Consider the following 25,700-nt stretch of genomic DNA (forward strand, 5'->3'; position numbering starts at 1 on the left):
GGTGTTCAATCAGCTGACCCTCGGCATTAGCTCAAAAAACGGCAAAATATGAGGAGCTATTTTTCCGTTTTTTTCTCTAATACTCAGGTCAAAACACTGATTTCACAACCTCTTCCTTAAACGGTGTTCAAAAGCTTGCATCTACAGCACTAAGCCCAATCAGATGAAAAATATGGCGTGCTATTTTTCTCTGCTTGTTCTTACTGCTTGATGCAGAGCAGCTTTTTCACAACCTCCTACACGGTGTTCAAAATATTATTCGCCTTTTGCTTCTTTCACTAATTTCGCGAATGCTTGTTGTTGGAATTCAGCAGTTAAGGCTTTCGTACGTTGTTCTTGTTCTGCTTTGCTCATTTGCGGATTTTCAGTCATTGCTTTTACCATACCGTCTTGCACATAAGCTTTTGCTTCACTTTCCATCGTACTTTGCTGTTTCTTCACTAATTCAGCTAACTTGGATGCTTGGTCCGTACTTAATTCTACCCATGTCTCTGGGATTTTGAATGTATTCACTCGGCTGTCATATTCGTGATTGTTATCAGCAATATTGAACCAGAATTTATACATGTCGTTTTTGTATTCCCAATAAGTAGTTTTCGTCACTTTTTCAGCATCGCCGTCTGTCTTTTCTACTTTATTTGTTTCGTTATCCGTACCAGTTGCTTTTGGTTTCTCTTGTTTTTCATTCGTTCGGTAAAGATACACTTTTTCTTTTCCATTCCCTAAAGCTTTATACAAAAGCATATCTGCTCCTTGGGAATCAGCACTGGAAACAATTTTTTCTGTTTTCGTTTCCGTTACTTTTTCCATTCCAAAGTGATTGGACAAATTAGCGACGATCAAACTTAGTGAAGCGACGAAGATTAGTCCGAAAATCAAAGATAAAAAGGTTTGCCATGTTTTTTTAGCGAACACGTTCGTTAAAGCAAAAGCAAGCAAGCTGACAATCAAAACTCCAATAATCATGCATTATCCCCCGCTTTCGTTAGAACAGGTTCTTTTTTCTTCAATAAAAAGGCAATAATAAAGCCAAGGATCCCAAAGATGATCGCTACGATAAACGCGGCATGGTAACCTGACAGTGTGGCATTGATTGCCTGATCTTTATAAGCTAATGGTGTATTGTCCAATACAGATTTGCTTGGGATATTTGCTTTTGTCACATTCGTCAACACACTGATCAAAATAGCTGTACCGATCGAGCTTGCAATTTGACGGAATGTATTATTTACCGCTGTCCCGTGACTGATCAAGTTATTTGGCAATGCATTCATACCAGAAGTCGTTACCGGCATCATGACCATGGAGATCCCAAACATACGGATCGCATAAAGGATCACGATATATAAAACTGGAGTCGTTTTTGTCAAGAAAGCAAATGGTGCAGTTGCGGCTGTCAAAATGAACATCCCTGTAATGGCTAAACGTTTCGCGCCGTATTTATCGAAAATCGCACCTGTAACGGGCATCATAGCCCCCATGATCAAAGCACCTGGCAACAACATCAAGCCAGAATGGAATGCTGATTCTCCGCGAATGTTTTGGATATACAACGGCACGACCATTTCTGCCCCTACCATCGCCATATTCGTTACACCGGCTAAAACAGCTGCAATCGTAAATGTAGATGATTTGAATACACGAAGCTCCAAGAATGGATGTTCCAAATGTAATTGACGCCATGAGAACAAGGCGATGAAAATCACACCAACGACTAAGAAACCAATTACTTTCAAGCTTCCCCAGCCATCATCACCTACACTAGAAAATCCGTAAAGCAAACTACCGAATCCAATCGTTGACAAAATAGCTGATAAAATATCAATGCTAGGATTTGACAATGGAATAACACTTTTCATTAGGAAGAATGCTAAAACCAAGACAAGAACAACGATTGGTAGTACCATACCAAACAAGTCACGCCAATGGTAGTTATCAATGATGTAACCAGATAATGTAGGGCCTAAAGCAGGAGCAAGCCCAATAACGATTCCTGACATCCCCATTGCTGATCCTCTTTTTTCTGGTGGGAAAATAGACAACATGATATTTTGCAATAATGGCATCGATACTCCCACACCGCAAGCTTGGATTAAGCGACCGATTAGTAATGTACTAAAATTAGGTGCTGTAAAACAAGTAATCGTTCCGATCAAAAAGATCGTCATGGCAGAAAGATATAAATTTCTTGAACTGAATTTATTGATTAGCCATGCTGTTATTGGGATCATGATCCCGTTGACTAGCAAGAAACCAGTCGTTAACCATTGCACATCAGACGCTGAAATATCGAAAGCTTTCATCAATGTAGGAAAAGCTGTCGTCAATAAGGTCTGATTCAAAACGGTACAAAATGTACCAATTAATAAGACAACAACTAAAAGTGTCCGATTATATGGTTTTCCGTAAATATCTACGGGTTGGTTGTTACTCATATTTCTCCTTCTTTCTGAATTTTTTCTGAAACTACTAGAATACTTTAGTCCTAAATCCGCCATTTGTCAACCTACTTGACACATTAGTTAATACAGATATAATTAAGGAAAGTAAGAGGACAAAAGGAGTGACAAAAATGGTTGGGGCTTCCCTTAAACGTTTGTTGGAAAACGATCAATTGGTTGTTGGCATCAGTGAATTAAGTGATATCGTCGGTGTGTCTCCACGTCAATTAAGGTATTGGGAACAAAAGGGATTCATTCGTTCGATCGAAGCTGATGCGAATTGTCCTAGAAAATATCGTTTGCCTACAGTTATAAAAGTAGAACTGATCAAAAAATACTTAGATGACGGATTTACCTTATCTAAAGCTGCAGAAAAGGCAGAAATCCGACAAAAGAAAATGCATCATGTCCGCAAAGTTTTTTCAAAAGCAATCAAAGATATCGAATTGATCGACGAACGCTATACGATTTTACAAATTGGCAACTTCAAAGAAGAGAATGCGAAGATGTACATCATTCATGACAACGAGACAGACGAATTGTCTTACAAACTCCTTCCTGTCGATGAAAAAGCTGACTACGAGCAGCTGTTAAAAGAACTCTAAGCTCCGCTAATCTCCTAAACATCAGACTTTTTAAAAAGTAGATGATACATATAACACTTAGAAAAAGCCTGTTTGAACATAAGAATATCCGAACGGTGATCTGCATTTCTTTCATATAGAAAGGAAGCATCCATCACTGTTCGGATATTTTTTAGTTTATTTTTTTCGGTTGTTTTCTTCTTCCAATACATCTGTCAGCCAACTTGCATATTCTGTTTCCCGATTGATCGCATGCGCTAAAATCAAGTAATGTCCGTAATTTTCATGTTTGTCTTTTTCTGTAGGAAAGATTGTTTTTTTTCGCTCTAATAGATGAAGGCGTTTTTCTTCATGAAGATCACGCTGCTGCTGGATAATTTCTACTAATGCCGGATCATTCACGTCTTTGACGAAATACAATTTTAAAACGAATTCGTCTCGATTAACCGGCAGTTCATTGGTCGGTGTATGAATCCACTCTGCTAATTGTTCCTTCCCTTCTTCTGTTAATTCATAAACTTTTTTTTCCAATTTTTCGCCTGTGATCTCTACTTGATGTTGAATGATTCCTTGCTCTTCCATTTTTGCCAGCTCAGGATAAATCTGACTATGTTTTGCTTGCCAAAATTCTCCTATTTCATTTTTGAATGATTGATTCAATTCATATCCTGTCATCTGCTTCTTACTTAATAACCCTAATAAAATATAGCGAAGTGTATTTTTTCTTGCCATCAGTTTTTCCTCCTTGACAAATCTTTAAATCCATTCTATCATAAACGAGTAATCAAAAACATGTAGTTTATTACATGTTTTAATTTAGAGGGAGATGTTTAATCATGAAAGAATTTAAAGAATTGGAAGATTTTATTGGAACTCACTTTATTTATACGTATGACAACGGTTGGGAATATGAATGGTATGCAAAAAATGACCATACTGTCGATTACCGTATCCACGGCGGAATGGTCAAAGGTCGTTGGGTAAAAGACCAAGAAGCTGATATCGTTAAATTGACAGATGGCGTATTCAAAATTACTTGGACAGAACCAACAGGGACAGACGTGGCATTAGACTTTATGCCAAATGAAAAGAAACTTCACGGAATGATCTTTTTCCCTAAATGGGTTGAAGAACATCCAGAAATCACTGTTACTTTCCAAAATGAACATATCGCAGAAATGGAAGCAGCTCGTGAAAAATATGAAACTTATCCAAAATTACTTGTTCCTGAATTTGCTACCATCACTTATATGGGTGATGCAGGTATAGACAATGAAGATGTCATTAGTGAAGCGCCATATGATGGCATGCCTGATGATATCCGTAGCGGAAAATACTTCGATGAAAATTATAAACGAGTAAAATAAGGTTGTGAAAGAGAGGTTGTGAAATCAGCGTTACGCTTTGAGTAATAAGAACGCTAGTCAGAAAATAGCTTTTCATATTTTCTAGGCTAGTGGGCTTATTACCGAGAAGCAGCTGATTGAACACCGTTTATCAAAGATCGTAACAACTGCATCTTCACACAGTTAAATTAGTGACTTCAAAATGAAATAATGCTCCCAGCAAAAATTAGGCTGGGAGCATTATTTCGTTACTCTGTTCATCAAAAATCATTGGTTTGATTCCATTGCATCACAAGCTCCTCCTCATTTACTGCTTCATCTTTTTGCAGTATTTGAATTGCAAAGCCTTGTGAAAGATAGAAATGAATAGCTGATTGATTTTTTTGATAGACTGTCAAAGTCAGTGTTTTATTGGTTTCTTTTATTTTTTTCATTAGTTGCGTACCGATTTTTTGTTGCCGATATTCCCTCTTTACAAAAATCCCTGCGATGAACTGATCGATCACCCCAGCAAAACCGACGATTTCTTGATCTATTTCTGCTAAGTAAATCACTGCCTCTGGCAAAGCTTTCCTAACAGATTCTATTTGACTCTCCCAATAAGTTGGTGAGATGAATCCATGAGAATCCAAATTAGCATGCAGCCAAATCGATAGAACAGTTTCCAGTTCTTCAGCAGACAATTCTGTTGTTGTACGAATCATTTTTTCTCTCCTTACTTAGTCATTGAGTTTAAACCAAAAACCATTTTTTTGAAGCTCTTTCACCAGTTTTCGCCCCTCAAAAAAGTACATCTTTTCTTGTTTTAATTTTCTGATACCAAAAGAAGCAGCGACTTTAGGATCATCAACTGACACGATTCGATAAGTCCCACCAGGCAATTGATCCAGCTTGACTTTCCCATAATGATCGCTTTGCACTGAAAACGGCACACCGTTTCTAGTAAGTGTTTTTTTCTTATGTTTCAAAATAAATGAGCCACCCTTTACTGGATTTCCTGCTGAATCACTTATAATAAATGAAAAATCAAGCACTTTTTTACTTAACCGATACTGATAAATCAGTCGACCAATAAACAGTAACAGTATGACTACAGCTATTATCGTTCCTGCAAGAATAAGCAACTGTCGCAAAGTTCTTTCCTGATTTCCTTTTTCTTCTTCGTTTTTTACCGATTCACTATAAGGAATCCGATGTCCCGTCACTAGCAAACGATGCGTGTTGATCATATACGGTGTACATGTAAGCAAGGTAACTAAGTCTTTTCCTTCTTCAATCGTTAGAACAGACGTGTCATCTGGCAGTACCACTTGTATATTCCCAACTTGATAAGCCAATTTCTCCCCCAAAACAGTCAAAATAAACGTATCTCCGTGTTCTAAACGATCTAACTCGGTAAATAATCGTCGATTGGGTAACCCGCTGTGAGCAGAAATCACTGAATGCGTCGAATTTCCACCAAGTGGGAAAGAAGTTCCTTGTAAGACGCCTGCTCCATTCTCAAGAATCATGCCGTTAAGCCGGTCATAAAGTGAAATATTTATTTGGATTTTAGGTATATTGACACTTCCAATCAGCCATTCCTCTAATTGGCTGGATGTCGTGCTTTCATTTCTGTTCTGTTCATCGAAAGGATCAGCCCCAGGATTGAATCCTTGGTCAGTTAATCGTTGGTTTTGCTCCTCCATTTTCTTTCGCTGCGCTTCATTTTCGGCTGCGGTTCGTTTTTGTACTTGTTCCATTCGTTTTTGATCCATAAGACTATTTAAAGAATCCACATAAAATGGATACAAAGCGATTAGTAACCCTACGACGATACATATCAATAAAAATAAACGAAACAAAAGCCGACGAGACTGTTTTTGCTTTCTCTGCTTCACATGCGTCCTCCCTTGCAAGTTTTTTTGTTCTTTCTTTTATTATATGGGTTCAGGAAAAAAATAGAAAATGAAAGCCGATGAGATTGTGAAAAAGCTACTTTGTTTCGAGTATTAAGAAAATTTTGACTCAAAACAAGGAATGCGACATGGCTTTGCCACATCCTCTCTCCTTAGAAATTTCACTTATGTTTTTCTTGTAAAATTCATAAATATTTTCATGAATTTTCTAATTTCTTGCCTCCCTACCGCATAGGATATATGATGAATTTATCTAAAGTTTGCAAAGGAGTTCGACAATTGAAAAAATATGGCCCGTTTTTAGCAATTTTTTTCATTGCTTTGGCATTTCTCATGCCTCATTTATTCACACATAAACTAATTTTGGGTGCTGATGCTCCCTTCCATTACAATCGGTTCTACGATGCTGCGCAACAAATCAAACATGGGGATTTCCACTATTTTCCTTCCCTTTATGGATTCCAGCAAAGCGGTAGGATCGTTAACGCCGTTTACGGCCCATTTTTTGCTTATTTACAAGGATTGATCGTGTTGCTTGCAGGTAGTTGGTTTCACTATCAGATTCTTTCAAATTTTATTCTTTATCTTATTTCAGGATTTTCTATGCTGATCTTACTGAGATATGTCAATGTTCGGAACTGGGTAAGTGTACCAGTAGCCGTTTTATTCATGAGTACGTATTCTATTCAATATTGGTCTATCAATCAAGGATTCACTAGTTGGGGGACTTGTTTCTATCCTTTATGCATGATCCCTATTGTTGATTTCGTCCTTCATAAAAAGTTTCCTGTAATCAAAGTTGCGATCTCAGTTGGACTTATGACGCAGATTCATCTACTGTCTTCGATCATGTTAGCCTTGATGTATATTCCTTTTTATCTTTATTACTTTTTTAACCAGACTGAAAAAGGAAAAGCACTGCTTCAACTGATCAAGTCGGTCTTGCTTTATTTTGTCCTGACAGCAAATATTTGGGCAGGACTGGCTATTGTTTACAGCGGGAATAAGATTCTTCCTCCCTTTGTTAACAGAGAAATGAGTCAAAAGGCGATCGACCTGGATGGCAGTTATTGGCTTCATTATCCTAAAGCCTTTCCGTTATTGATATTGTCAGGTTTTTTGCTTTTTATTTTCTTTCAACAAAAGAACACCTTGTTCCAAAAAATCGTGTTGTATACAAGTCTTGTTTTCTTTTTTCTTTCTACTAGCTTGATTCCATGGACGACATTGATCGAAAAAAATGTGCCTTTTATTAGCTTAATTCAATTTCCATTTCGATTTTTCGTCCCATTTACGCTATTGCTTCTGCTTTACCTTGCCCTATCACTAAATCAATGGTCTGAGCAAAAGTGGTTCCGTCTTTTAGGTATATTGGGTATTCTTATTTTTTCTGCACAGACGATCCAAAACTTATACCAGCATCTAGAAAAGTGGGAGAATGAAACATTTGTCAGTCGACATACTTATCTATTCGATACACCGGAAGAAGCAAGGAAAACATTCTTCAGCAAAGATATGTCTACCAGCTTATTCGTTTTCCAAAAAACCACCCCTGACTATCTGCCAATCTATAAGGAGACAAAAGACAACAAATACGACCGATATAACGAAGAAATATTAGAAAACGAAACAACTTTCATAAAAACACATCCAGGCGGTCTTTTGACAATCAAGTGGAAAAATACTGGGGACAAAACGGTTCATATCCCTGTTATCGTTTATGATCGGACTGTACTACAGCAAAATGGAAAAACATTGACTGATTATGAATTAACGGATATCGGGACCCCAATCGTGAATCAGCAAAAAGGGATCAACGAGCTCACGCTTCATTATCGAACGCCGATCTATTTCTATTTCATTCTTTCTCTTACTTTGATTGGTTGGTTTACCTTGCTGTGCTTATTTATTTATCATAGATACAAGCATCTACATGCTTAGTCAAAACGGATGATACATCCAATCAAAAAAAAACTCTCCGAACGGTAGGATCGATCGGAGAGTTTTTTGTGTCATATTTTTGTTCGTTCATCGTCCATCTATTTCGATTTCAGCCCCATAGTGATCACTGATGATTGGACTATCGATCCCGTCAAAAATCCGTTGATATTTTTTTACTTGTACTCCTTCAGGGACAAAAATGAAATCTATACGCAATTTTTCTGTGTTTTGTTCCCAACCATCAATCTTCTTTTCCACAGTAGCAGCTTTGCCTTTTTCATTCGCGATAACATACGAATCTTGAAGAAGAAGACCACTTTCCTTTACTATATGATAACCTTCAGAATCTGCCGGATTATTGAAATCACCTAGGAAAAAAAGTGGTGCGCGAGTTTCAAAAAAGTAGTTTTCCAAGTTTTTCCACTCAAAATAAAAGCCGCTTTTTTTATCTGTCCACCAAGAAAAGTGGCAGCTAGAGACAAAAATATCTTGATCATCTATCTTTGTTTTCCCAATCAAGATCTTGCGCGTCCGATAATCTTCTTTCTTTTGAGATTCGGAGACGGTGAGGACCTGACTTTCCAATGGTCTTTTCGCAAGCAGCGCATTTCCTTCTTCATATTTATCATAACCGATGTGGCTCATTTCCCAACTCCAAAAATACTCTTTTCCTTGTTCTTTTAAAAGCTGGACTAAACAGTAGGCAAAATTATCTTTGCGGATAGGAACTTGATTCTCTACTGGACAGAACTTCATTAGTTTTGCAGGGTCTGCTTCTTCAGATTCCAGTAATTGGTTGATTTCTTGTAAAGCGATCACTTCATAATCTTCTAACAGGATCTTATCTGCTAATTCCTGTAATTTTTTATCTGGTTCTGGCTCAAGCCAGCTATGTGTGTTCAATGTCATGAATTTCATGGTTCTTCTCCTTCTCTTCATTTCGAAACAAAAGGGGTTGTGACAAAATTTTGTCACAACCTCCCCAGTAAACAGTGTTCAATCAGCTGACCTTCGGTATTAGCTCAAAAACGGCAAAATATGAGGAGCTATTTTTCCGTTTTGTCTCTCTAATACTCAGGTCAGGACGCTGATTTCACAACCTCCCTTTATATTTTAATGGAGCCGATCACTTTACCAGCTGCCACTGTCCCTAATTGCTTGATCACTACTTCTTCCACTTTATCATTCGTAAATACGATCATGATCGTTGGATCTTTTTCTTCGTTTTGGATCACTTCAAGATTCATTTCAGCTAATTTCGTTCCTGTTCCTACTTCTTGTCCTTCTTTGACAGCAATCTCAAAAGCTGACTGATTCATTTGGACTGTATCAATCCCCATATGGATCAAAACTTCGACGCCCTCTTTCGTTTCTAGCCCAATTGCATGTTTGCTAGGGAAAATACTTGTCACTTTTCCAGCGATCGGCGCAACAACTTCTCTTGACGTTGGAATAACAGCAAAACCATCACCCATCATTTTTTGTGAGAATACTGGATCTTTTACTTCAGCTAAAGGAATCACTTCCCCAGAAGCTGCGGAAACTAGTTCTTGTTCTATGCCTAAGTATTTCTTGCTATCTGCTTGTCCATTTCCTGTAGAAACCATTTGCGGCTCTGGAATCTCTGCTCCTGATTGCAGCAGATCTTCGATATCTGATTTCAAGACATCTGCTTTTGGTCCATAAACTGCTTGGACTCCATTGTCTTTGACGATCAGTCCCATTGCTCCTGCTCGTTTCCAGGCTTCTTCAGTCCCAACTTTTTCCCGATCGTTTACACTTACACGTAAACGAGTCATACAGGCATCGACATCTTTGATATTTTCTTTTCCGCCCAACAAATGGATGATCTGCACCACTTGCTGGTCTGCAGTTCTTGTTCCACTGTTAGATACAGTGGTTTCTTCACTGTCATTGTCATAATTTCCGTTACGCCCAGGTGTAGCAAAGTTGAATTTTTTGATCAAGAAATTTGCTAAGAAATACGTAACAACACCAAAAACGATCACACATAACACGAAGTTGATAAGATCTGCACCTAGACCCGCTTTGATAGCTAATGGTGTCCGCGTCAGCAATTCGATATTTCCAAATGAATGGACCCGCAATGGTAAAATGTCTGCCATCGCAAATGCAGCTCCCTGAATGACTGAATAAATGGCATATAATGGTACAGCCGCAAACATGAACATGAACTCCAATGGTTCTGTTACACCTGTTAGAAAGACAGCTAACGCTGCTGAAAAATACATTGATTTATATCTTGCTTTCTTATCAGGATCGACATTACGGTACATCGCAAATGCCATCCCCATCAAAATACCCGAAGAACCAATCATTTGTCCTACTTTGAAACGAGCAGGTGTCCAGTTATGCAACACAAATTCATATTGCGACATATCCCCTGCACCTCTAAGATTCACTAAATCAGTGGCCCAAGCTAACCATAACGGATCTTGTCCAAAAACTTGTGTTCCTGCCTGTGCGCCTGATAAAATCTCGTACGATCCGCCAAGCTGTGTATAGTTGATAGGAATTGTCAGCATATGATGCAATCCGAACGGTAATAGCAAACGTTCCAATGTACCAAATAAAAACGGTGCTAGAATCGGTGCGCTTTCCTGTGATTCTGCAATCCATAAACCAAAATTATTGATTCCGGCCTGTACGTTTGGCCAAACAACAGCAAGAATCAATGCCACAATCGTTGACCATAAGATAACGACAAACGGAACAAAGCGCTTTCCATTGAAGAAAGACAAAGCATCCGGTAATTTTCTATAATTATAGTACTTATTATAAGCCATTGCCCCGACAAAACCAGCGATGATCCCTACAAATACACCCATATTCAAAGCTGGTGCTTCCAACACACTTGTAAAGAACCCTTTAACCATGATCTTCGTACCGAAAAGAGTGTGAGTAAACGCATCTTCATTCGCAAGCATATCGCTTGTGACCCCAAAGATGGCCCCAGTGATCCGATTGATCAAAATAAATGAGATCCCAGCAGCAAATGCCCCACCTGCCCGTTCTTTTGCCCAACTTCCTCCTATTGCTAAAGCAAATAAAATATGAAGATTCCCAATAATTGCCCAACCAATATTTTCTATTACTCCGCCCGTTGTAACAAGCGGCGTCCACTCAGGATTGATCAAAGGAATTGATTTCCCTATACTGATCATCAATCCAGCTGCCGGCATCACTGCCACCACAACCATTAAAGCCTTTCCAAATTTTTGCCAAAACTCAAAACTAAATATCTTTTTCATTCCGTTTAGCTCCTTTACGCAATCGGTTTCGTTAAATGTATTATAGCGTGCGTTTTCTTTTTTGTAAATGCTTTATTTTTTATTCTTCTGTCTATACCATTCTACAAAACCCATAATACATAAGTTTCCTTCTATAAATAGCTCGAAAAAATTTTATTTTTATGCTTTTTTCTATGAAATATTTCCTATTGTCTATTGACTTGCGCAATCGGTTGCGTTTATTATGAACGTATAAAACAGCTCATTAGGAGGAGAACAATGAAACAGATCAAACGACTATTTGCTATTGATCCATGGAAAATCAGCACGACCCAATTAGATAAAAAAAATCTTCGACTGCAAGAATCTTTGACAAGTATTGGAAACGGTTATATGGGGATGCGTGGGAACTTTGAAGAAACTTACTCAGGGGACCACCATCAAGGTACTTATTTGGCAGGTGTCTGGTATCCTGATAAGACACGTGTCGGCTGGTGGAAAAACGGTTATCCAGAGTACTTTGGAAAAGTAATCAATGCCTTGAACTTTATCGCAATAGATATTTCGATCAACGATCAGCTGATCGACTTGGCTTCTTTGGAACCAGAAGATTTTTATTGGGAACTAGATATGAAAAATGGTGTGCTATCTCGTACGTTCACAATCACTACTTCTACTAATAAAGTACGTATCTCCTTTGAACGTTTTTTAAGCATTGTCAAAAAAGAAGCAGCTTACATCCATTTGACTATAGAAATGCTTGAAGGTAATGGAACAGTCGACCTCGTATCGAAATTGGATGGAAATGTCCAAAACGAAGACAGCAACTATGATGAACATTTTTGGAATGAGATCGATCGTGGAACCATAGAAGAAATCGGCTATTTGACAACTAAAACTATTCCAAACAACTTCGGGATCGAACAATTCACTGTTACTGCAGCAATGCGTCATTTCGTTAACGGAAAAGCAGTCGTTCCTGACTATCACGAAGATACTTTAGCCTTACATGGTTGCCTGTCTGCTGAATTATCTCAAGGCGAGACATGGACAGTAGAGAAAGAAATCATCGTTCTTACTAGTCGAGATATCCCAGAAGCGCAGCAAGCAGAAAAAGCCGTCTCAGAATTAGCAAATCAGACAAACAATTATATCCAAGCAAAAGAAGAACAAACAGCGGCTTGGGCAGAACGATGGAAGCTTGCCGATGTGGTCATCGAAGGAGACGAAGAAGCACAGCAAGGTATTCGGTTCAATTTGTTCCAACTATTCTCTACTTACTACGGCGAAGATGAACGATTGAATATCGGACCCAAAGGATTCACAGGAGAAAAATACGGCGGTGCCACTTACTGGGATACAGAAGCGTATGCAGTCCCTCTTTATCTCGCTTTAGCCAAACCCGAAGTAACTAAGAATCTTCTGAAATACCGGCATAACCAGCTGCCGCAAGCGATCCACAACGCTCAGCAGCAAGGATTGAAAGGCGCGCTTTATCCTATGGTCACCTTCACTGGCGTCGAATGTCATAACGAGTGGGAAATCACTTTCGAGGAGATTCACCGAAATGGTGCGATCGCCTATGCAATCTACAATTACACGAATTACACCGGTGATACAGAATATTTGAAAAATGAAGGTCTGGAAGTTTTAGCAGAAATCGCCCGTTTCTGGGCAGACCGTGTCCATTTTTCAAAACGAGCAAATAAATACATGATCCACGGAGTGACTGGACCAAATGAATATGAAAACAACATCAATAACAATTGGTATACAAATACGATCGCAGCTTGGGTCTTGCGTTACACGCGAGAAAATTATTTAACTTATCAAGAAGAAGCTGCTATCGCTATCAGCGAAGAAGAACTAGCCAAATGGAAAGATATCGCAGAGAACATGTACTTCCCAGTGGACGAAGAATTAGGTATTTTTGTCCAGCATGACACATTCTTAGATAAAGATCTCATGCCTGTATCCGATATTCCCACAAGCGATCTTCCTCTGAACCAGCATTGGTCTTGGGACAAAATCCTTAGATCTTGCTTCATCAAGCAGGCAGATGTATTACAGGGGATTTATTTCTTCAACGATACTTTTACAAAAGAAGAAAAACAAAAAAACTTTGATTTCTATGAACCAATGACTGTCCATGAGTCTTCCCTTTCACCAAGTATCCATTCGATTTTAGCAGCAGAATTAGGAATGGAAAACAAAGCTGTAGAAATGTACCAACGAACAGCTCGCTTGGATCTGGATAATTACAATAACGACACAGAAGACGGCTTGCACATCACTTCCATGACTGGCAGCTGGTTGTCGATCGTCCAAGGATTTGCACAAATGAAAACCGCCCATGATCAATTGAAATTCGCACCATTTCTGCCAAAAACCTGGAATGCTTATTCTTTCCACATCAATTATCGCGGACGTTTATTATTCATCTCAGTTACAGATGAACAAGTTACTTTTGAGTTATTAGAAGGTATGCCTCTGGAACTTTTCGTCTATGAACAGTCTTACACTTTAGAGGATCGCCTAGAAATAACGCTAAGAAAGGAGGAAGCAAATGTTTAAAGGGGTATTGTTCGATTTAGACGGCGTCATTACCGATACTGCCGAATTCCATTATCGTGCTTGGCAAAAGCTTGGTCAGGAAATCGGCATTACGATCGACCGCACATTCAACGAACAGCTAAAAGGCGTCAGCCGAGAAGACTCTCTCTCTTTGCTTTTAGCTTATGGCGGAAAAGAACACTCTTTTTCAAAGGAAGAATTTGCAGAATTAGCAAAAAGAAAAAATGATTATTATTTAGAGATGATCCAGACGATCGAACCAAAAGATGTCTTCCCTGGGATCATCCCTTTACTGGATTCTTTAAAAGAAGAAAAAATCAAGATCGCTCTTGCTTCTGCAAGTAAAAATGGGCCTTTCCTACTTGAAAAAATGGGTCTCACACCTTACTTTGACGCTATTGCCGACCCGGCAGAAGCAGCAAACGGAAAACCTGCGCCAGATATCTTCCTCCTTGCAGCAAAAGCTGTCGGACTAAAAGCAGAAGAATGTATCGGGATCGAAGACGCGCAAGCCGGTATCCAAGCCATCCTCTCAAGTGGTGCTCAACCAATTGGCGTGGGACGTGCTGAAGACCTTGGAGAGGAGATCCCGCTTGTCCCTGATACGACTTTTCTTACGATCGATTACTTGAAAGAAAAGTGGCATGACCATGGATAATCCAGAAATCTCCGTCGTACCAGTTCCAGAGACTGAAATAAAGAAAATCACGTTGAAGAACGACTATTTAGAAGTCGTTCTTCTCAACTATGGTGCCCGCCTGCATCAAATCTTCGCGCCAGACAAAGAAGGAAAATCAGAAAATATTTTATTGTCTTACGATCGTTTCGAAGATGTTCTAACAGATAAAAGCTTTTTTGGCGCAACTGTCGGACCTGTAGCTGGAAGGATCCGAGATGCTTCTTGGGGTGAGCATAGATTGGAAAAAAACTGCGGATCACACCATATCCACGGTGGCACGAAAGGCTGGTCTTTCCAATATTGGGAAGTAGAAGTTTTCAAAACTCCTTCATCAATAGGCGTGGTCTTTTACTTAAAAGATGCATTTTCTACCTATCCAGGACCAATCACTGCTACGATCACTTACCGTTTGACAAAAAACGAGTTAGAGATGACGACCTCTGCCAGTAGCCTAGTCGAAACCATCTGCAATCCAACCAATCATGCCTACTTCAACCTTTCAGGAAATGGAAAAAGAGACATCTATGACCATCAGTTAACGGTCTTCTTAGATGGTATACTTGAATTAGATCAAGAAAAACTACCTACTGGAAATTGGACGAAAAAAGAAGACCTGCCCATCGACTTTAGAAAATCTCCAACACTGCAAGAAATCCTTGCTTGTTATCCAGCTGGACTAGATGATGTATTTCTTTTGCATCATCCTAGGCTTTCCAGAACTTCCTTACAATTATTCGAGAAGCATTCTGGTCGTCAAATGACTATAGCAACTTCCAATAAAAGTATGGTATTATTTTCTACGACTGGATTTGAAGCAGATTTCTCTGTCAACGGAAAACAGATGCATTCAAACTACGGATTAGCAATCGAACCGCAAGAAATCCCTGATATCGTTCATTTTCCCAACTTTGGAACGATCAACCTCCATCCTGGTCAAGAACGGGTCAGTCAGACGATTTACCGGTTCTCTGCACAATAACAAGAGAAAGGTGTTTTTATCATGGCTATTACCGTAAAAGATGTGGCGAAAAAAGCCGGCGTTGCTACCTCGACCGTCTCTCGTGTTATCAATGATCATCCTAGTATTTCCGAGGCAACAAAGAAGAAAGTCCGAAAAATCATGGATGAACTAGGTTATGTTCCTAACATGACTGCCCGCAATCTAGGAAAACGCATTTCCAGTGCCATCGGCGTGATCTTACCTCCTCTTGATTCAAAAGAGCGGATTGGGAATCCCTTTTATCTTGAGATCATGGAAGCAATCAACGAAGAAGCGCGGAATTATGATATGACGACAGCGATTGCTACTGCTAAAAATTTTGATTTACTGTTAGAGAACGTCCAGCGTATGCATCTACAAAAACAAGTAGATGGTTTTATTCTAGTGTATTCAGATAGTCAAGACCCTGTCATTGATTATTTATACCAAAACCACATCCCTTTCACTTTGATCGGACAGCCTTATCATCACGAAAACGAAATCGTTTATGTAGATAATGACAACCAGCTTCTAGGCAAACAAGCAACAGAATTTTTGATCCAGAATGGACATAAGAATATCCTATTCGTGACGAATACGACTCATGAGAGTTTGTATTTCGAACGATATTTCGGTTATCAAAAAGCGATGATGATGGCTGATTTTCCTGCGTTTTCCAGTGTAGTACTGGAACATACAGAAGATTATCTGACCTTTGAGAAAACGTTGAAAGAAAACGAAGCCACAGCATTGGTAGTCATTGACGATATCTTCGCCCTTCGCACGATGCAGTTGGCACAAATGTATGGTTATGTCATTCCAGAGACACTTTCTGTCATTAGCTTCAACAACTCGATCTTCTCAACATTGACACATCCTTACCTTACAAGCATCGATATCGATATCTCCGAATTAGGACGTGTCGCTATGCAAAAACTGCGTGAACTGATTCATGAAGAATTAAGTAGCGGCGTACGTTTGGTCATCCCTCATCGCTTGATCAAAAGAGAGACAGTCGTTCCTTTAGAAAGCACAAAACTTAGTTAAATCACTGAATTTGCTGACCATTTATCCTATGGTCAGTTTTTTTACATAAAAAACGTTATTTTTATAAGTTTGAAAAGAAAACATTAAATAACGTTAATTTCAAAATAAATAATTTTCTCCCTTCTTTTTCTTTATCAGTTACGTGAACGATTATGCGTCCAAAACAAACGATTATTTGACATAACTGCTGTCTTCCATGAGAATACACGATGGAAACACCAATAATATAAAAAACATTTTTTTAAATTGATTTTTTCTATTACGCCTTGTATTCTTTTGTTTTTTCAAGAATAATTAAATGTGTAAGCGAATACGAATGAACGGAGGTGCAAAAGACCCCCTTGTCGATCAGCCGCACGTGTTCTTGAAAGGAGAAAACATGAAAAAACTCACTCATTTGTTTTTTGTTGTGTTGACACTTCTGCCATTTGCTGCCACGCCTGTCCAAACGCACGCCCAAGAAACGTATACGATTAAAGCAGAACAACATGCGACGACCGAAGTTGTTCCTGAACTCCCGTCTATCTCTCGTATCCCTGTCACTACCCAAGAACCAGATCCGCACAATGCAGCATTGGTTCCTTTAACCGGTGGCGTCAGTTTCTCCTCTTTTCTCTCTCCTTTTTCTGCTGTTGGTGCTACATTAAGTTCTGCATTGGTTTCCCTCCCTGCTTCTGCTGCAGTAGTTTCTGCTATCCTAGGAGCAGGACTTGGTTATAGTTTTTACCAATTAGGTTCCTCCTTAGGCGTCGCCACTGCAGACTTACTCAAAACGAATGCGAGCTTGTATGAATTATCTTCCAATAATCCTGCCCTGCAACAAGAATTGGCCACTTTTGCCACTTCGGGGATCGATTCTACTACTAGTACCTATAATTTCTCGCAAGGTCTGCAAAAAAGATACGCGCAAGACGTGACCAGTCATGCATTGATGCGGGAATATTTGACAGGAACAACGGATCATGGTGCTTATCGCTTTTCGATCAATGACCATCCGGCATTCCGTAAACTGATCTCTTATGGTTCTCTTTCTACTGAAACGGCTCGAACTGGCGTAATCGGACGTGATGCCTCGGTAGCTGATCGAATGTTCATCGAAGATCAATTCTTCTTACTGGAAATGGTTCGTGTCATGGAAACTCGAGTCGGCAGTGATACAACATTACTGACGATCTCCGGTCACAATTATGGCCATCGGGGTAGCAACGGTTCCTTCGTCCATGAAGTCGAATTAAGTGTCCCGATGTCTGTCTTGATGAGCCAGATCGCGACTCAAGAAGACTTTCTGGAATACATCCAGCAAAACACCACTTTTGAATTTGGGGTGATCGAAACACCCTCAAGAGAAGTCGCTGTCCAGACGGCTCAGCAAATGGCGCAAGCCTATCATACACGCACTGCCGATATACAAAAGAACTTAGCGGAAGTCTTGGCACCGACTGAAAACGGATTGAGCTTCGATCCTTCTGGTATAATCGCTACCTTATACGGACAAACGGTTGTCCTTGATGCAACAGGAAAGTTCGTGTACGCTGACACTCGCGTAGCCGTTCCAGAATACCAGTGGGGGGCGATCGATTTTGCTTACAGTGAAGCAGCCATCCCAATAGATGACTCGATCACGATCGATGGGCGAAGAGGTGTATTAGATGAAGAAACTGGAGACATCGTAGAAGATGGTACAGGTAAAACATTAGTCGAAGGCGCAATGGGCGCGGCATGGAATGCGTTGAGTCTAGCTCGCGTCCTTGAAGCAATCAAAAACTTCAAAGGGGATGACGATGATGACGATGAATTCGAATGGTATTCCCCTCTTGATTTGTACTATGACGAATGGTATGCAGACGGCGGGAAAGGGCATACGATGGAACGGCATGTGGGACAGACTGCGGATGCCCTACAAGCCCGATTAAAAGAAATAACCTATTCCGCTGCCTTCCATACTACGGAACAAGCTTTGATATTTATCAACTGCGCGATCTATACTGCCAATAAAAAATACTTAGAGGGTACGATCAAGTTACCTCTAGGTGATTGTTCTTTACAAGATGGTAATCGTGTAATCTATCGATCGTATAAATCGATTGCTCTTGGAAAGACATTAGGGTGGGGATTTTATAGATTAAACCTTGACAACTATATTCAATACGACTCGATCTATTACGCTAAAGTAGTTATTCAAAGAATGCCCAACATCGTATGGAAAAAACGAAAGTATTATATCCTAACCGCTTATCCTGACTTACGAAGAACTGTAAAAGAGGAGCCGCCAAGGGCGGCTCCTTCCTTTTCTAAAATTTTTGTTTATTTTTAAATCATCACTAAACTAGCATCAAAAACAGTGAATCGCTTTCTCTTTTCGTCATACACTGACCACACATAAGCACCATCCCAATAACGACCATTATTATAATAATTCGTAAATTCATTATTCCAAAGGTAAATATGCAGATGATCTTTATCTGGGAAAAGACGATCATTCAACTGGTTAAATTCTTCTTCCGTTCCTGCCGCTCCTTGAGGCGCATCAAGAAAAGAAGTCCGATAGATACCATCCTCAGCCCAGAATGATTCAGGCGTGATTCTTTTCGCCCTCATCATTTCTTTATTCACATAAATAGGATACTCTTTCATCTTGTCAAAAAATCGGATATCCGTATAGTTGATTTTTTCTTCGTTAAGCTCATGAAATTTACGAGCATATGCTTCATGATCTATTTTCATAGGATTTCTATCACTCCACATCAGACGCAGACATTCTCGAAACCTGTTTGAGCAATTAAGAAATTCTAAAACTGCTTCCTGATGACTGTTTATCCCACTATACTTTTCCTCTTTTAAAAAAACATAGTGTAATGGAGTCCAATCATGTCTTAAGTAAAAACTAACAGTTTCTTTTTCTAATAGTTCCATCTTCTCTCTCCTTTTTCCAGTTCACTATATGGAATAATTCAATCCAATACCAGTGTAGCATCAAAAACAGTGAATCGCTTTCTCTTTTCGTCATACACTGACCACACATAAGCGCCATCCCAATAACGACCTTCATTATAATAATTCGTAAATTCATTGTTCCAAAGGTAAATATGCAGATGATCTTTATCTGGGAAAAGACGATCATTCAACTGGTTAAATTCTTCTTCCGTTCCCTCTGCTCCTTGAGTTGCTTCAAGAAAAGAAGTCCGATAGATACTATCCTCAGCCCAGAATGATCCAGGCGTGATTCTTTTCGCCTTCATCATTTCTTTATTCACATAAATAGGGTACTCTTTCATCTTGTCAAAAAATCGGATATCCGTATAGTTGATTTTTTCTTCTCTGAATTCGTAAAGTTTTTGTGCATATATTTTTTTAGAAACTATAAGCCCTTCTTTGATTCGCCATGACCACCCAGCACACAATCTGCTTGAGTAATTGAGAAATTCTAAAACTGCCTCCTGATGACTATTTAGCCCGTCATACTCTTCTTCCTTGAAAAAAGCATACCGTAACACGGTCCAAGCACGCTCCAAATAAAAATCAATACTTTCTTTTTCTAATAATTCCATCTTTTCTCTCCTTTTGTTCTTCTAACGGCACTCCTGATACACCAACAAATCTACCCCTTTCATCTGCCACGTCAATACATGTTTCTCTCGAATTTTATCTATCCATTTTTATTTTATCGCAACTATCAAAGCTTCTATTCCTATTATTTCTTTTTAAAGAAAAGATAGTTTTTCAATCGTATAAATCGCTAGTTTCGCAAAAAAGGCTGTGACAAAAATAGTCACAACCTTTTGATCTTTTCTTCAATTTTTCACATGTCGGCGATTCAATAAAAAACCGCCTATTATTGTAAAGACAGGAGCAAGGATCGAGAAAAAAGCGAATGGCAAGTAATGCAACGCGCTAACTTTCATCGTCCCCATAATGAATGTGCCGCTAACTCCCCACGGTACAAGAGAATTGACGGTTGCTCCTGAATCTGCTAGCGTCCGTGTCAAATAGTTTTTTGATAAGCCAACCTCATCAAAGGAGCGTTTGAATGTTTCTCCTGGAAGAATGATGGACAAGTACTGCTCTCCAACGATCAGATTGACTCCGATACAACTTAAGGCAGTAAACCCGACTAAACGAGAAGGTCGGTCCATCTTTTCTTTTAATTCTTGCACGATGGTCTCAACAATCAAATATTTGATCAATAAACCACCTAATGCCAATGCCAGTAAAATCAAACTGGCTGAGCCCAACATACTCATGATCCCGCCTCGAGAAAGCAGTTCATCTAGCTTGGGATCAGGTGTATGCGCGACATAACCATTCATCAAGATGTCTGCTGCTTTTCCAATCGTCAAACTTTTCTCATGGATAAAGGAAAGAACGAGGGCGGCTGTCGATCCTGCTAATAATGTAGGGATAGCTGGGATTTTTTTGATTGCCCCGCCAAATAAAATAACTAACGGAATCAATGTCCAAGGAGAGATCCAAAAGCTTGCTTTCATATTTTGGATCATTTCATTGATACTGGCTAGGTCGGCTGAATGACTGTTATGTCCTAATATCGTATAAAAAAGCAACGAAAGGACGAATGCCGGAAAATCCGTATAACGCATGCCAGCGATATGTTCGAATAGATTGACTCCGCCGATACCAGCCGCCAAGTTCGTCGTATCCGATAGAGGCGAGCAGTTATTCCCTAAAAATGCACCAGAAACGACCGCACCTGTAGTCATTGCATCGTTGAATCCAAGCAAATGACCGATTCCCAAAAAAGCAATCCCAATCGTCGAAATCGTCGTAAATGAACTGCCGACTGTCACTCCGACAATTGCACAAACAAGAAATGCTGTCGGTAAAAAGAAACGTACAGAGACAAGCTTGAATCCATAAACCATGATCGTAGGGATGGTTCCAGATAGAATCCAAGAGGCAACCAAGACGCCAATCAAAAGAAAAATCAGGATCGGAATGATCCCCGGGGTGATTCCTTTGATGATCCCGTCATGAATCTCATCCCATGAAAACTTTTTAAATCTGCCATAAAACAACAAACACATGAAAGCTGCAAGGATCGGGATATGTGGCGAGAGTTGGAATCCGATGATCAGTACTCCTAGGAGTGCCAACAACACGATCAATACAGCGATACTTTCTTTTAAAGAAATATTTTTATTCATCGTCGATCTCCTATTTCAAATGAAAAGGCCCTGCCATGAAAAAACTATTCACTTGGCAGGACCTCCTACTAAATCAGCGACAGATCGTCGGCTGAAAGACTTATTTTTTTATTTTTCTTCTAAACTTTTTTCTACCTCAATCCCCCAAGAATCTTTCTTGAAGTGATTGATGATCAATGGAATAACGAACATGACCACTGTGATAGCTGCTACTAATAATGCATCACTCAATGTCGCTGTACCTAATGTAGCAAATACGACAACGATGATAGAGAAGATCAGCATGCAGCTGACTACCCAAGCTAAGCCGTTTCCGTTTTTACCAATTCGGTAAGGACGTTCGAATTCTGGATGTTTCTTACGCATTTTAAGCAATGAAACAGCAATCAAAATGTACACGATACAATAAATAACAGTTGTAGCATTTGTAAGTGTCAAGAATACAGCACTTACGTCATCCATTACACCATAAAGCAAAGCAAATAATGAAATAACGATTGATTGTGTTAGAACGACATTTCTAGATACGCCGTATTTGTTTTCTTTATGGAATCCGAATTTTGGTGGAAGGAATCCTTCACGAGCTACTTGGATGATTGTTTTTGATGGTCCAGTAACCCAAGCTGATAATTGTAAAAGCACACCAATAAATACCATGAAGCTGAAGATATTTCCGATCACTTCTGGTAAGCCTAGGATTTGGCAATCAATCAAGATTGGCTGCGTGATATTTGCTAATTCCATTTTTCCATCTGGTACGACATTGGCAACAAGCATCGCATTGATGACATTCAATAAAACTAATCCGATCAAAGCGATAAATACGCCTTTTGTATAATTTTTTGTTGCGTCTTTCAAACGAGGCATGTAAACAGAACTCATTTCGATCCCAACAAAAATAAATGTGATACCAGCTAAGTATTTCAATGAATCAATATGTTCCAGGTCAGGGAAAGCTTTTGACCATGAAAAGTCACCTAGATAGCCGTTTGAGACTAGTCCGACTTTGAAGGCTGCCAAAACACCTAAAACGAACATGATGACTACTGGGATATATACCCCTAGCCATACACCGATGTTCCCGCCGACTTTTGCCATATCGAATTTCAAGTTCAAGATCGTGATGATCCAGTAGATAACTAAAATACAACCTAAAACGAACCAATGATTATTGCCAAGTTCTACATTACCAAATGTGTTTCCTAACAATGGTCCTAAAGTAGAAGCGACCATTACCATACCTGGGAACATTTGCACCCATAATAGCCATGCAACGACAAATCCCCATTTGCTGCCCAGTGCTGTTTTTACCCATAACTGAGGACCGCCTTCTTGAGGAAGCATCGTTGAAAGCTCACCGGAAACCATTGATATCGGACCGGCAAAAAACAAAACTGCAAAAATTGAATAAAAAATCAATGTCCAACCGACTGCGGCTAACGTAGGAATACTCCGAACCGTTGCACACAGTGCCATTGTCAGACCGATAAAGGTCCCAAGACCCATTTTACTTACTTCAGATTTACTCACCGTTGACACTCTCCTTGATTTTTTGGATAAAATAACGGTGTCTTTGAAGTAGTTTCAGCAATAAACGAAACAATTCAGCGAATATTTGAGGGGATTCTTTGAGTCTATTGCTTGAAGGAGTTCTTCAAAGACAACCTCAAAACAAAGGGATCGAAGAGCTTAGGTCACCCCTTGCTCTTCCGATCCAAACATGCGTCAGAAACAGTTAGCATTCAAGCTGTTTTCTAACATGATTACCTTGCTTATTTTGCTTCGCTTGCCAATAATTGGTCTGCGTAGATTTTTTCCAATTTTTCTTGAAGAGCTGCTTTGATTTTTTCAGCATATTCTTCAAAGTGTTCTTCTTTGTTCATGTATGGTGTCATTACGCTGGCACGCAATACAGTTACTTTTCCGGCACGGTTCCATTCTTCATCTGAGAATCCTAGTTGGTTCACGAATTGCAATGGGCTGTTGCCATAGTCTGGGATAGCAAAGTCAGTATGTGAAGTTAAGAATTCATTACCGTAAATGCTTCCTTTCACGTATGAAGAATAATCGTATACGTCATGGTTCAATTTATTCATCGCAACTAAATCGTCGTTGCCTTTTTCTTTGAATACGTAGTCTACCATGTTGAAATCTGGATAAGTTAATGGATGAACTTCGATTTCTTTGTCACCTACTTTGAATGACAAGTCATTCAAGAAGTTGTAGAAACGATGTGCCCCTTCGATTGATGCACCCATCAATTTACCGTATCCTGTGACATTCAAAGGTAAGACATGATGTGCTGCCCAAACGCTGGCTGCTGTTGCCCCTGCTTTTGAACCTTCCAAGATATACGCTCCAAGTAATGCTGGGATATCTGCACCTTTTTCAAATACATATGTTGCGAAGTAAGAGATAACGTCTCTCATGCGGATATCTTTGATGACGATACCACCGGCAGAATATGGAACATAGCCCATTTTATGTGGGTCGATCGTTACAGATTCTGCTTCTTCGATTGCTTTATATGCACTGTGTACTTCTTCTAAGATATAATCTTTGTTTTCTGTAAAGACATTGTATTTGTAATGAACGTCTTTTAAATCTTCGAATGGAATGAAGTTGTTGTCTTCGTCTAAGAAAATCGCACGGCCATATCCGCCATAAGCAGCATCTACGTGCAAGTAGAAGTAAATACCGTCTTTTTCTAATACGCGACGCAATGCAACGATTTTATCGATACCGTCGATTGCTCCTTCTTCTGTTGATCCTACAACACCGACTACACCTAAGATTGGTGTTTTTTCAGCTGCTAGACCACGAACGATTTTTTCAAGTTCGTTGATGTCCATGCGGTAGTTATGGTCAACTGGCACTGGAATTACTTGGTCTAAACCAATACCGATGATGTCGGCAGCTTTTAGCCATGAATAGTGTTTTGTTTGTGGAACCAACCATTTCCCTAATTTTTCTAAATGTTTTCCGCTACGTGCTGAGTGAGCTTTGATTTCGTCGATTTTTTCTGGAACACTGTCTAACAAGTTCATGATTTCTTCTGTTGACAAGTTCATCAATTCCCAATCGCTTTTTCCAGCAACTAGTTCAGGTGTCACTTCTTTCATAGCAAGTGGCAATGATTTGATGTTGCGGGCATACCAAAGTCCTTCTAAGTTTGCTAAAGAACCATCAGCAACGATGTGTCCCCAGCCATCTTTATAGCTCATTAATTTTGCAAATTCCATGCCTACTTCTTCTTCCATTTGGCTTGTTGCAGGAGAAGATTCGTAAGCAACGTTATTACCATTCCATAGCATAGCAAAATTATACGCTAGTAAAGATGGCATCAATGTTTCAGAGTTCATATGACCCCAGTAGCGTCCGGCATTATGCCAAGGAACGGAATGGGTACGCATCCGCGCTGAAATTTCTGATAGAACATCTTTTGTTTTATTCACAGTGTGTTCAAAACTAGCACTGCTTTTTTCTTCTGGCGTAATGATAGGCATGTCTTGAGGCATGTAGTTTTGACGCCAGCCTAAATGTTCGTCCACCAATTCATTCAACAAAGCTTTATAGATTTGGCCGTTCTCAGCTTTGTCCCCAATGAATAGGGCATTTAGGTTTAGATCTTTCGACAATGATTCACTCATAGTGAAACCCTCCTAAAAAAATATTTAAATTTTGTCGAGCCCTACATTACACCTGTTCTCCTATTCTGTAAACTAAGCTTTCGACCGTTTTTTAATCGTATTTTAATATGTATCAATTATTCGAATTGTTCATACTTTTGAAATAATTAAA

20 protein-coding genes are annotated in these 25,700 nt (G+C 39.4%); 8 read left to right on the forward strand and 12 right to left on the reverse strand.

Features of this window, described 5'->3' with window-relative positions:
* Nucleotides 1-255 precede the first annotated feature (255 nt).
* Complete coding sequence (locus AB3I00_RS02705) at nt 256-966, reverse strand: DUF4811 domain-containing protein (protein WP_002293205.1); 711 nt, start codon at nt 964-966, stop codon at nt 256-258.
* A complete protein-coding gene (locus AB3I00_RS02710; RefSeq protein WP_002293204.1) occupies nt 963-2,435 on the reverse strand; it encodes an MDR family MFS transporter in 1,473 nt (490 codons plus the stop codon). The genes AB3I00_RS02705 and AB3I00_RS02710 overlap by 4 nt, the downstream gene beginning before the upstream one ends.
* A 137-nt stretch (nt 2,436-2,572) precedes the next feature.
* Here AB3I00_RS02710 and AB3I00_RS02715 point away from each other — a divergent pair, with 137 nt between their 5' ends.
* Nucleotides 2,573-3,046, forward strand: a complete 474-nt coding sequence (locus tag AB3I00_RS02715; protein WP_002293203.1) for a MerR family transcriptional regulator — start codon at nt 2,573-2,575, stop codon at nt 3,044-3,046.
* 156 nt (nt 3,047-3,202) lie between these two features.
* Here AB3I00_RS02715 and AB3I00_RS02720 read toward each other — a convergent pair whose 3' ends face one another.
* Nucleotides 3,203-3,757: a PadR family transcriptional regulator gene (locus tag AB3I00_RS02720; protein WP_368024737.1), complete on the reverse strand. Its 555-nt coding sequence runs from the start codon at nt 3,755-3,757 to the stop codon at nt 3,203-3,205.
* Between the two features lie 104 nt (nt 3,758-3,861).
* On the opposite strand from AB3I00_RS02720, the gene AB3I00_RS02725 reads away from it, so the two are divergent.
* The gene (locus AB3I00_RS02725) at nt 3,862-4,392 is read left to right on the forward strand and encodes a phenolic acid decarboxylase (protein WP_002314051.1); all 531 of its coding nucleotides are present in this window, start codon (nt 3,862-3,864) and stop codon (nt 4,390-4,392) included.
* Nucleotides 4,393-4,631: 239 nt separating this feature from the next.
* Here AB3I00_RS02725 and AB3I00_RS02730 read toward each other — a convergent pair whose 3' ends face one another.
* Nucleotides 4,632-5,075, reverse strand: coding sequence for a GNAT family N-acetyltransferase (locus AB3I00_RS02730; protein WP_002315937.1), 444 nt, complete (start codon nt 5,073-5,075; stop codon nt 4,632-4,634).
* 15 nt (nt 5,076-5,090) lie between these two features.
* Complete coding sequence (locus AB3I00_RS02735) at nt 5,091-6,251, reverse strand: class C sortase (RefSeq protein ID WP_202765246.1); 1,161 nt, start codon at nt 6,249-6,251, stop codon at nt 5,091-5,093.
* A 258-nt stretch (nt 6,252-6,509) separates the two neighbouring features.
* Between AB3I00_RS02735 and AB3I00_RS02740 the strand changes: the two genes are divergently transcribed.
* Nucleotides 6,510-8,210: a hypothetical protein gene (locus AB3I00_RS02740; protein WP_368024738.1), complete on the forward strand. Its 1,701-nt coding sequence runs from the start codon at nt 6,510-6,512 to the stop codon at nt 8,208-8,210.
* Between the two features lie 87 nt (nt 8,211-8,297).
* Here the strand turns inward: AB3I00_RS02740 and AB3I00_RS02745 are convergent, their stop codons facing one another.
* Both AB3I00_RS02745 and AB3I00_RS02750 read right to left on the reverse strand, forming a co-directional pair.
* Nucleotides 8,298-9,128 (reverse strand): endonuclease/exonuclease/phosphatase family protein, encoded by an 831-nt coding sequence (locus AB3I00_RS02745; protein ID WP_368024739.1) that lies wholly within the window; start codon nt 9,126-9,128, stop codon nt 8,298-8,300.
* Between the two features lie 188 nt (nt 9,129-9,316).
* Nucleotides 9,317-11,482, reverse strand: a complete 2,166-nt coding sequence (locus AB3I00_RS02750; protein WP_368024740.1) for a PTS transporter subunit IIBC — start codon at nt 11,480-11,482, stop codon at nt 9,317-9,319.
* 258 nt (nt 11,483-11,740) lie between these two features.
* On the opposite strand from AB3I00_RS02750, the gene AB3I00_RS02755 reads away from it, so the two are divergent.
* From AB3I00_RS02755 to AB3I00_RS02775, 5 genes are all read left to right on the forward strand, one after another.
* On the forward strand, nt 11,741-14,035 hold the full coding sequence (locus AB3I00_RS02755) for a glycoside hydrolase family 65 protein (protein WP_111231624.1): 2,295 nt from the start codon (nt 11,741-11,743) through the stop codon (nt 14,033-14,035).
* Nucleotides 14,028-14,693, forward strand: coding sequence for a beta-phosphoglucomutase (gene pgmB, locus AB3I00_RS02760; protein ID WP_368024741.1), 666 nt, complete (start codon nt 14,028-14,030; stop codon nt 14,691-14,693). The genes AB3I00_RS02755 and pgmB overlap by 8 nt, the downstream gene beginning before the upstream one ends.
* Nucleotides 14,686-15,693 carry an aldose epimerase family protein gene (locus tag AB3I00_RS02765; RefSeq protein WP_368024742.1) on the forward strand — a complete coding sequence of 336 codons (1,008 nt, stop codon included), beginning with the start codon at nt 14,686-14,688 and terminating at the stop codon, nt 15,691-15,693. Before pgmB ends, AB3I00_RS02765 begins: the two co-directional genes overlap by 8 nt.
* A gap of 21 nt (nt 15,694-15,714) precedes the next feature.
* Nucleotides 15,715-16,740 (forward strand): LacI family DNA-binding transcriptional regulator, encoded by a 1,026-nt coding sequence (locus AB3I00_RS02770; protein ID WP_002312769.1) that lies wholly within the window; start codon nt 15,715-15,717, stop codon nt 16,738-16,740.
* Nucleotides 16,741-17,056: 316 nt separating this feature from the next.
* Nucleotides 17,057-19,054 (forward strand): RNase A-like domain-containing protein, encoded by a 1,998-nt coding sequence (locus AB3I00_RS02775; RefSeq protein WP_368024743.1) that lies wholly within the window; start codon nt 17,057-17,059, stop codon nt 19,052-19,054.
* On the opposite strand, the gene AB3I00_RS02780 is transcribed toward AB3I00_RS02775, so the two are convergent.
* The 5 genes from AB3I00_RS02780 to tdc form a co-directional block, all read right to left on the reverse strand.
* Nucleotides 19,051-19,653, reverse strand: a complete 603-nt coding sequence (locus AB3I00_RS02780; protein WP_368024744.1) for a hypothetical protein — start codon at nt 19,651-19,653, stop codon at nt 19,051-19,053. The genes AB3I00_RS02775 and AB3I00_RS02780 overlap by 4 nt on opposite strands.
* A gap of 38 nt (nt 19,654-19,691) precedes the next feature.
* Nucleotides 19,692-20,288 carry a hypothetical protein gene (locus AB3I00_RS02785; protein ID WP_002345412.1) on the reverse strand — a complete coding sequence of 199 codons (597 nt, stop codon included), beginning with the start codon at nt 20,286-20,288 and terminating at the stop codon, nt 19,692-19,694.
* Nucleotides 20,289-20,531: 243 nt separating this feature from the next.
* Nucleotides 20,532-21,899, reverse strand: coding sequence for a Na+/H+ antiporter NhaC (nhaC, locus tag AB3I00_RS02790; protein WP_002292602.1), 1,368 nt, complete (start codon nt 21,897-21,899; stop codon nt 20,532-20,534).
* 108 nt (nt 21,900-22,007) lie between these two features.
* Nucleotides 22,008-23,429, reverse strand: a complete 1,422-nt coding sequence (gene tyrP, locus AB3I00_RS02795; protein WP_002286392.1) for a tyrosine-tyramine antiporter — start codon at nt 23,427-23,429, stop codon at nt 22,008-22,010.
* A 242-nt stretch (nt 23,430-23,671) separates the two neighbouring features.
* Nucleotides 23,672-25,549, reverse strand: coding sequence for a tyrosine decarboxylase (tdc, locus tag AB3I00_RS02800; RefSeq protein ID WP_002286400.1), 1,878 nt, complete (start codon nt 25,547-25,549; stop codon nt 23,672-23,674).
* Nucleotides 25,550-25,700: the final 151 nt, after the last annotated feature.

This window comes from Enterococcus sp. C76 (assembly GCF_040886985.1).
In the GTDB taxonomy this organism is placed as follows: Bacteria; Bacillota; Bacilli; order Lactobacillales; family Enterococcaceae; genus Enterococcus_B; species Enterococcus_B lactis.

Excerpts from the sequence above, each read along its gene's own strand:
- AB3I00_RS02705 (WP_002293205.1), bottom strand. The coding sequence starts at position 966 with ATGATTATTGGAGTTTTGATTGTCAGCTTGCTTGCTTTTGCTTTAACG.
- AB3I00_RS02710 (WP_002293204.1), bottom strand. The coding sequence starts at position 2,435 with ATGAGTAACAACCAACCCGTAGATATTTACGGAAAACCATATAATCGG.
- AB3I00_RS02715 (WP_002293203.1), top strand. The coding sequence starts at position 2,573 with ATGGTTGGGGCTTCCCTTAAACGTTTGTTGGAAAACGATCAATTGGTT.
- AB3I00_RS02720 (WP_368024737.1), bottom strand. The coding sequence starts at position 3,757 with ATGGCAAGAAAAAATACACTTCGCTATATTTTATTAGGGTTATTAAGT.
- AB3I00_RS02725 (WP_002314051.1), top strand. The coding sequence starts at position 3,862 with ATGAAAGAATTTAAAGAATTGGAAGATTTTATTGGAACTCACTTTATT.
- AB3I00_RS02730 (WP_002315937.1), bottom strand. The coding sequence starts at position 5,075 with ATGATTCGTACAACAACAGAATTGTCTGCTGAAGAACTGGAAACTGTT.
- AB3I00_RS02740 (WP_368024738.1), top strand. The coding sequence starts at position 6,510 with ATGATGAATTTATCTAAAGTTTGCAAAGGAGTTCGACAATTGAAAAAA.
- AB3I00_RS02745 (WP_368024739.1), bottom strand. The coding sequence starts at position 9,128 with ATGAAATTCATGACATTGAACACACATAGCTGGCTTGAGCCAGAACCA.
- AB3I00_RS02750 (WP_368024740.1), bottom strand. The coding sequence starts at position 11,482 with ATGAAAAAGATATTTAGTTTTGAGTTTTGGCAAAAATTTGGAAAGGCT.
- AB3I00_RS02755 (WP_111231624.1), top strand. The coding sequence starts at position 11,741 with ATGAAACAGATCAAACGACTATTTGCTATTGATCCATGGAAAATCAGC.
- pgmB (WP_368024741.1), top strand. The coding sequence starts at position 14,028 with ATGTTTAAAGGGGTATTGTTCGATTTAGACGGCGTCATTACCGATACT.
- AB3I00_RS02765 (WP_368024742.1), top strand. The coding sequence starts at position 14,686 with ATGGATAATCCAGAAATCTCCGTCGTACCAGTTCCAGAGACTGAAATA.
- AB3I00_RS02770 (WP_002312769.1), top strand. The coding sequence starts at position 15,715 with ATGGCTATTACCGTAAAAGATGTGGCGAAAAAAGCCGGCGTTGCTACC.
- AB3I00_RS02775 (WP_368024743.1), top strand. The coding sequence starts at position 17,057 with ATGAACGGAGGTGCAAAAGACCCCCTTGTCGATCAGCCGCACGTGTTC.
- AB3I00_RS02780 (WP_368024744.1), bottom strand. The coding sequence starts at position 19,653 with ATGGAACTATTAGAAAAAGAAACTGTTAGTTTTTACTTAAGACATGAT.
- AB3I00_RS02785 (WP_002345412.1), bottom strand. The coding sequence starts at position 20,288 with ATGGAATTATTAGAAAAAGAAAGTATTGATTTTTATTTGGAGCGTGCT.
- nhaC (WP_002292602.1), bottom strand. The coding sequence starts at position 21,899 with ATGAATAAAAATATTTCTTTAAAAGAAAGTATCGCTGTATTGATCGTG.
- tdc (WP_002286400.1), bottom strand. The coding sequence starts at position 25,549 with ATGAGTGAATCATTGTCGAAAGATCTAAACCTAAATGCCCTATTCATT.